The sequence below is a fragment of the Microcystis sp. M53602_WE12 genome (genome assembly GCF_030065455.1).
GTDB classification, from domain to species: domain Bacteria; phylum Cyanobacteriota; class Cyanobacteriia; order Cyanobacteriales; family Microcystaceae; genus Microcystis; species Microcystis aeruginosa.
Map to the genome: position 1 here is coordinate 1 of NZ_JASJFB010000833.1, position 7,213 is coordinate 7,213.

Here is a 7,213-nt window from a genome sequence, read left to right on the forward strand (position 1 = left end):
TTGAAAAATTTTGCCTCAAACCCTGTCTGCGTAAGGATTTCAGGAGTTTGTACCCAGTAGTTTATTAGTATTACATTGCTTTAACTCAGGCTCTGTAAGACTTTGAGCCATAGCTAGTATATTTATACGGGGGAAGTTCAGTTATTAAGACCCTGTTGTTGATTAAAACGACTGATGATAGTTTTCTCTGCTAATTGCGATGCTCTAGTCAATAATCCTTCGTAGGATTCTCCCCGTTTAACTGTGATGGGAAGATTAACAGTGGATTGAGCAAAAACCACATCAACGGCGATAATTCCCGTCAGCAGCGTTAAAACAGTAATAGACTTGTACATAGGACAGACGGTTAAACAGGCACTCCCTCGCTAGGGTCGGGATCTTCCCTGTTAGAGTTCCCCGATCGCTTTCTTAAATTACCATGACCGCTCTCTGGCCACAATTGAAATTTTTCGGTAGCGAAATCGTCCTTAGTCCCTAGTAATAGGCAATAGGGGAATAATTGGGGCTGGCTGAATAAATCTAAAAACTTTGTTGGATAATATCTTTAGGCTTTTTTCAAATCAAAAAGTGCCAGCCGAGAGTAATCGGGGGGAAAATTCAGGGACTTTTTTCCTGAAAATGGGTAAAACCCCACACCCCACACCAACGCAAAACTTTTTTAGTATAACCTAATTGTATTTGGCCCCATCGACCAGAGGTTGTTAATTATGACACAAACTAGCGAAACCGTTACCTATTCTCTCGAATCTGTCCTAAAAGAAATTAAAGATAGCATTAAAGAGGTTAATCAGAAAATTGACTCTCTCCAAAGAGATATGGGTCAGAAAATAGATTCCTTTCAGAGAGATGTGGATCAAAAATTTGACACCCTGCAAAGAGATGTGGATCAGAAAATCGACAATCTCCAAAGAGATATGGATCAAAAATTTGACAGTCTCCAAAAAGATGTTAATCAAAAATTTGACAGTCTCCAAAAAGATGTTAATGATTTAAAAGTGGAAGTCACAGAAATCAAAGGAGATATTAAAACTCTTGATCAGAAAGTCGAAACAATGGATAAACGACTAGAAAAAGTTGAAGATAATTATGCAATCTTAGTTAAAGATATTGCTGACTTGAAAGGGTTTAAATCCCTGATTATCCCCATGGTTGTGGCTTTTTTAAGTGCCGTGGTAACTTTGGGATTGCGCGGCTTTTTTCTTGGCAACAAACCTTAATTTTTTATTTCAATAAAGTAGTTATCTGTAAGAGGGGTTTAATTATGACACAAACTAGCGAAACCGTTACCTATTCCCTTGAATCTGTCCTGACAAGAATCGAGAGTAAAATCGACAATCTCCAAAGAGATGTTAATCAGAAAATCGACAATCTCCAAAGAGATATGGATCAAAAATTTGACAGTCTCCAAAGAGATATGGATCAAAAATTTGACAGTCTCCAAAAAGATGTTAATGATTTAAAAGTGGAAGTCACGGAAATAAAAGGAGATATTAAAACTCTTGATCAGAAAGTCGAAACAATGGATAAACGACTGGAAAAAGTCGAAGATAGTTATGCAATCCTAGTTAAAGATATTGCTGACTTAAAAGGTTTTAAATCCCTGATTATCCCCATGGTTGTGGCTTTTTTAAGTGCCGTGGTAACTTTGGGATTGCGCGGCTTTTTTCTTGGCAATAAACCTTAAATATATCGGTGAATATTTTAATCATCAAGTTTATTTTGTAATCTACCAATAAAATCCATGAGTTTTTGTATTAATCCTCATTGTCCCAAACCGAAAAGTATCACGGAGAGTCGTTACTGTCAATCCTGTGGTTCCGACTTGCTTTTAAATGGTAAATATCGAGTCACAAATTTATTGAGTGCCAAAGGTGGATTTGGTAATACCTATGAAGTGATAGATGAACGTAAAATACCCAAAGTATTAAAAGTTCTTACCTACGATTCTAGCAAAGCTATTGATTTATTTCAACAGGAAGCCAATCTTTTAAAACAATTAAATCACCCCGGTATTCCCAAAGGAGAAAACTATTTTATTTATCATCCCCGGGAGAGTCAAACTGCTTTACACTGTTTAGTCATGGAGAAAATTGCTGGTATTGACTTAGAAGAACATCAAAAACAAAGAGGATTTAAACCGATTGATTATAATCTCGCTTTGGATTGGTTAACTCAGTTAGCTAATATTCTCCATGAAGTTCATAAACATAAATTCTATCATCGTGATATAAAACCTTCTAATATTATCTTAAAACCCGATGGTCAATTAGTTTTAATTGATTTTGGGGCAGCGCGACAAGTGACTAAAACTGTCCTAGCAGGAGGTAAAAATACAGGAATTTATACCCCCGGATATGCTCCTCCTGAACAATCTCTTGGTCACTCTGTCCCCCAATCAGACTTTTATGCTTTGGGCAAAACTTTCGTCTTTTTGTTAACCGGTAAAGAACCCAGTGACCCGAAAATTTACAATATTAATACCAATGAATTTAACTGGCGTAAATATGCGCCAAATATCCCTTCTCGATTAGCAGATTTTATCGATAATTTAATGGCAGAAAAACCTATTGATCGACCTAAAGACACCAAAACTTTGCTAAAAATTATTACTGATATTAAAGCCAATACCCATCAAACTAAAAAAACTAAAAAAACTAAAAAAACTAAAAATTCTTCTCTTGAAAAACCTAAAATTATTCCTATTCCCAATCCTGCACTTATTTCTTTACTCGCTGCAATTTCTCCCAGTTATGCTGGGTTTTGGCTCCGGTTAAAAGCCTCTTTAATTGATTCTTTTATCGTTCTTATTATCGCCGCTTTATTAGGTGGTTATATCTGTTTTCGCTTACAACAATGGTCAACTTTTCAAGATTTAAACCTTGATTTTGATATAGCCAAAGAAATCTGGGTTTACTACGCAGCAGGATTAAGTGCAGCTGGAACAACAATTTTTGGTTTTGCTTTATTTATAGCGGCAATTATCTATAATATTCAAGCCAAAGTTAACTTTACTCACGAACATATTGCCATCCTGACCGCTCTCGGTTTAGGAATAGTTATTAAATGGTTATATTATGTTTTCTTAGAATATCTTTTTAAAGCCACTATTGGTAAAATGTTTTTTGATTTATCCGTCACCGATAGCCAAGGCCGACGCATATCTTTTGCAAGAGCAAATCGCCGCTACTTACTAAAATATCTCTCCACTGCTCCCTTATATTTGGGCTTTTTACTGGCAGCCTGGACAAAGAAAAAACGCGCCCTTCATGACATGATTTCTGGTACACAAATCCGCAAGAAAAAGTAACCAGATGCTAGAAAAGTAGGGAGATGAGAGCGGGACGATAGGATAAAATTAACTACAATAGGGACAAGATATTCCTGCTCGGTAATTGGGGGACTGTTTATCTTTTTCATCGATGGGATGACCGCAAGCGGGACACATTTCATAATGTCCTACCTCTAAATTAGCTGTTAGTGCCACTCTTTGATCGAAAACAAAACATTCTCCTTGCCAAAGACTCTGATCAGGACTAACTTCTTCTAAGTATTTCAAAATACCTCCCTCTAGCTGATAAACTTGAGAAAAACCTTGATTTAATAAAAAAGCTGCCGCCTTTTCACAGCGAATTCCCCCCGTACAAAAAAGAGCTATTTTTTTATCGTTAATACGATCAAAATTGTCGTGAATATACTCAGGAAATTGGCGAAAATGCTGGATTTCTGGGTTAAGCGCTCCCGCAAAAGTACCGATCGCCACTTCATAATTATTACGAGTATCGATCACTACCACGTCCGGCTCTTTCAGCAATTGGTTCCACTCTTCAGTTTTGAGATGAATTCCTGTGTTTTCGAGAGGATTAGCCTTGGGTTGACCAAAAGTCACAATTTCCTGTTTTAAGCGAATTTTTAAGCGTTGAAAGGGCAAATAATCACAAACAGACTCTTTCACCTCTAGATTAGCTAAACGAGTATCGGTTTTTAACCAACTAATCACCTCTGCGATCGCTTGACTGTTCCCGGCGATCGTTGCATTAATCCCCTCGGCTGCCAGAAGAATAGTTCCTTTAATTCCTCTTTCTTGGCAGTATTTTTGTATTTCTGGCTGTTTTTGACGATAATCTGACAAAGCCACAAACTGGTAAAAAGTGGCGACTAGATAAGACATGGCAGGCAAGGGAAAAATTAACTTGTAATATTTTTCACTATAGGTTATAATAACGAGAGTGTCTCAAAAACCAGATCGGGGGTTTAGCTCAGTTGGTAGAGCGCCTGCTTTGCAAGCAGGATGTCAGCGGTTCGAGTCCGCTAACCTCCATAGTCCTGACTGATTTCCCCTTGCTTGGTGATTAGCTCAAGTCTTCTTGGGGAGACAATTAGCTAGGGGTTGCCGAAAAAATCTAAAAACCTTGTTGGGTAAGACTTTTAGACCTTTTGTCAATCAAAAGGTACCAGATATGGGAGTGATCGGGGGGAAAATCCCTGGACTTTTTCCCTGAAAATTAGGTAATTGACCCCCTCAAAATCGGTAAAACCCTACACCCCACACCCCACACCCCACACCCTGTCCCCACGAAAAACTTTTTCAGCAGACCCTAGTTAATTATTAAATGATGTCTCGTACCTATCAAGCTACTGGAATCAATCTACAAGGAATGGCCTTCGGAGAAGCCGATCGCCTCTTAACTATTTTGACCGCCGAATATGGTTTAATTAGAGCCATCGCTCCAGGTGCGCGCAAGTATAAATCTTCCCTGCGGGGTAGAAGTGAACTATTTGTGGTCAATAATCTGTTGATAGTCGCTGGAAAATCCCTAGATAAGGTCGTTCAAGCTGAAACTATCGAATCTTATCCCAAATTAAGTCAAAATCTCGCCAAACTCACCGTTAGTCAATACCTCTGCGAACTGGTTTTAGCGATCGCACTGAGCGAACAACCCCAGAGGGAATTATACGAATTAATCTGCAGCCATCTGGCCAGAATTGAAGTCCTCGACGAGAATCAATACATACTTCCCTACCTTTGTCAAGCAATTTTTCATTTCTTAATAATTGCCGGCTTAGTGCCGCAAGTCCATAACTGCCTGTTGACGGGAAAAGCCTTAATTGGGGACAATTGCCTAGGATTTAGTTTCGAGGCAGGGGGCATAATAGATCTAGCTGCCCTCACAGAAACAATCAACCCGCCCAAAATCGATAGTAAACTGACGTTGCAAGAACTGCAATTACTGCAATGCCTAGGAAAAACAGATTTTCCCCCACCAGAAAACCTTACCTCAGAACTAGCTTGGATTAACCTCGATCGTTTGCTGCGTCGCTATACTCAATATCATCTGGGAAAAACTTTTCGCTCCTCGGCATTAGTTGAGGGTTTATCTCCCTTAGAATTTTAAACAGATAGCAAAAATCATCATAATGCAACTGTTTGACTCAGAAACTGACGACGCTACGTCCAGCGCCTCCCCCACTCCTGTTTTTAATTCTTCCGATTCCTCACCGAGGCAATCCGACGCAGAAACCATGAACCGCTTGCCTAAACGTGCGCCCAAATCCAATCCCAGTCAGGGTTTTGCCCCAGTGCTAAAAAACCCGCGCTTTCTCATTCTCTGGGCGGGGGGAATTTTTTCCCAATTAGCGGATAAATTCTATTTAGTCCTGATGATCTCCCTAATTGCCACCCATTACCAAGAAGCCGATCAATCGATTAGCGGCTGGGTATCGGCGATAATGATTGCTAATACAATTCCGGCGGTGTTAGTGGGTTCGGTGGCGGGTGTATATGTTGATAGATGGTTAAAAAAACAAGTTTTAGTTATTTCTAACCTTTTACGCGGGGCTTTTGTCCTCGTCATACCCCTATTATTATGGTTAGTGCGCGAGCAAACTTTAGCGGTTCCCCTCGGTTGGTTGCCTGACGGTTTAAGAAATTGGCATTACCGGTTACAGGGAGAATTTAATTTACCCTTCGGTTTTTTCCTGTTGTTAGTCATTACTTTTCTTGTCTCCACCCTAACCCAATTTTTTGCCCCCGCCGAACAATCTACCCTGCCATTAGTGGTAAAACGTCGTCATCTTCTACCCGCTAATTCCCTCAACACTTTAACCACCATGGCAGTATTAATTATCGGTTTTGCCATCGGTGAACCTCTATTAGCTTTTGCTGATAGCATTTTCGGCACGAGAGCCGGACAATTTGATATTGGCAAAGTGATGATTGTCGGTGCTTTTTATATAATTGCCGGTTTAATTCTAATTATCCTGCGAACTAGCGAAAAATATGTTATTCCTACCGCAGAACAGCCCCATGTTTGGGAAGATATCCGCGACGGCATTCGTTACCTCAACAAAAATCATAAAGTTCGTAACGCTCTAATTCAATTAGTCATCTTATTCTGTATTTTTGCTGCTCTATCAGTATTAGCCGTCAGTATGGCCGAAAAACTACCCGGGTTAAAAGCCTCTCAATTTGGCTTTTTATTAGCCTCCTGTGGTGCGGGAATGGCAGTTAGTGCGATTACCCTAGGTTATTGGGGTCAAAAATTCTCCCACACCCGATTAAGTCTCTGGGGTTCCCTGGGTATGGCGGCAGCTTTAATCGGTTTATCCCTAGCAACAAAAAGTTTAATTTTAGCCTTCGCTATGACGGCTTTATTAGGGATTTTTGCCGCTTTAGTCGGGGTTCCCATGCAAACTACCCTACAGGCAGATACACCCCCCGAAATGCGCGGTAAAGTCTTTGGTTTAGAAAACAATGCCGTTAATATTGCCCTCTCTTTACCCCTAGCTGTCGCGGGTATCGCCGAAACTCAATTCGGACTCCGACCGGTATTATTAGCTTTAGCAGTTATGGCAGTTATCGGCGGTGGTTTTACTTGGTATGTTTCTCGCAATTTATCTAAAGATTAGCGTAACTTTTCAGTTATCAGTGATCAGTTATCAGTAATCAGTAGTTAGGAGTTAGGAGTTAGGAGTTAGGAGTCAGGAGTCAGGAGATTGAATAGAAAACGGGTTTCTTCAAGAAACCCGTTTTCTGGATCACCCTATTGCAGACAAAGAGCGAGCTAAGGTTAAGGCGGAATGTCTGCGCTTGTTAATTACTTTAAGGTTAAATCCTGCGAAAATGGAATTAATTTCTGGATTTATTGATACTTATCTCAATCTAAATCCGGTCGAAGAGATACAATTTCAAGAAGAGATTAGCACATTTAGTCAA

General features: G+C 39.8%; 6 protein-coding genes, 1 tRNA gene and 2 pseudogenes. 7 read left to right on the forward strand and 2 right to left on the reverse strand.

The window, feature by feature from the left end:
* Nucleotides 1-143: 143 nt before the first annotated feature.
* A pseudogene (locus tag PX482_RS25525) lies at nucleotides 144-335 on the reverse strand (hypothetical protein); the annotation flags it as partial.
* Nucleotides 336-707: 372 nt separating this feature from the next.
* Here PX482_RS25525 and PX482_RS25530 point away from each other — a divergent pair.
* From PX482_RS25530 to PX482_RS25540, 3 genes are read left to right on the forward strand one after another with little or no spacing between them, the layout of a single operon-like run.
* On the forward strand, nucleotides 708-1,217 hold the full coding sequence (locus PX482_RS25530; RefSeq protein WP_002763892.1) for a coiled-coil domain-containing protein: 510 nt from the start codon (nucleotides 708-710) through the stop codon (nucleotides 1,215-1,217).
* 44 nt (nucleotides 1,218-1,261) lie between these two features.
* Nucleotides 1,262-1,684 (forward strand): hypothetical protein, encoded by a 423-nt coding sequence (locus PX482_RS25535; protein ID WP_002763893.1) that lies wholly within the window; start codon nucleotides 1,262-1,264, stop codon nucleotides 1,682-1,684.
* Nucleotides 1,685-1,741: 57 nt separating this feature from the next.
* Nucleotides 1,742-3,307, forward strand: coding sequence for a protein kinase domain-containing protein (locus PX482_RS25540; RefSeq protein WP_002763894.1), 1,566 nt, complete (start codon nucleotides 1,742-1,744; stop codon nucleotides 3,305-3,307).
* Between the two features lie 48 nt (nucleotides 3,308-3,355).
* On the opposite strand, the gene trhO is transcribed toward PX482_RS25540, so the two are convergent.
* Nucleotides 3,356-4,168 (reverse strand): oxygen-dependent tRNA uridine(34) hydroxylase TrhO, encoded by an 813-nt coding sequence (trhO, locus tag PX482_RS25545; protein WP_288095042.1) that lies wholly within the window; start codon nucleotides 4,166-4,168, stop codon nucleotides 3,356-3,358.
* A 77-nt stretch (nucleotides 4,169-4,245) separates the two neighbouring features.
* Between trhO and PX482_RS25550 the strand changes: the two genes are divergently transcribed.
* The 4 genes and pseudogenes from PX482_RS25550 to PX482_RS27915 form a co-directional block, all read left to right on the forward strand.
* Nucleotides 4,246-4,318, forward strand: a tRNA-Ala gene (locus tag PX482_RS25550).
* Nucleotides 4,319-4,610: 292 nt separating this feature from the next.
* On the forward strand, nucleotides 4,611-5,393 hold the full coding sequence (gene recO, locus PX482_RS25555) for a DNA repair protein RecO (RefSeq protein ID WP_288095043.1): 783 nt from the start codon (nucleotides 4,611-4,613) through the stop codon (nucleotides 5,391-5,393).
* A gap of 22 nt (nucleotides 5,394-5,415) precedes the next feature.
* Nucleotides 5,416-6,906: an MFS transporter gene (locus PX482_RS25560; protein WP_288123197.1), complete on the forward strand. Its 1,491-nt coding sequence runs from the start codon at nucleotides 5,416-5,418 to the stop codon at nucleotides 6,904-6,906.
* A 136-nt stretch (nucleotides 6,907-7,042) separates the two neighbouring features.
* Nucleotides 7,043-7,213 (forward strand): annotated as a pseudogene (locus PX482_RS27915) (flagellar assembly protein H); the annotation flags it as partial.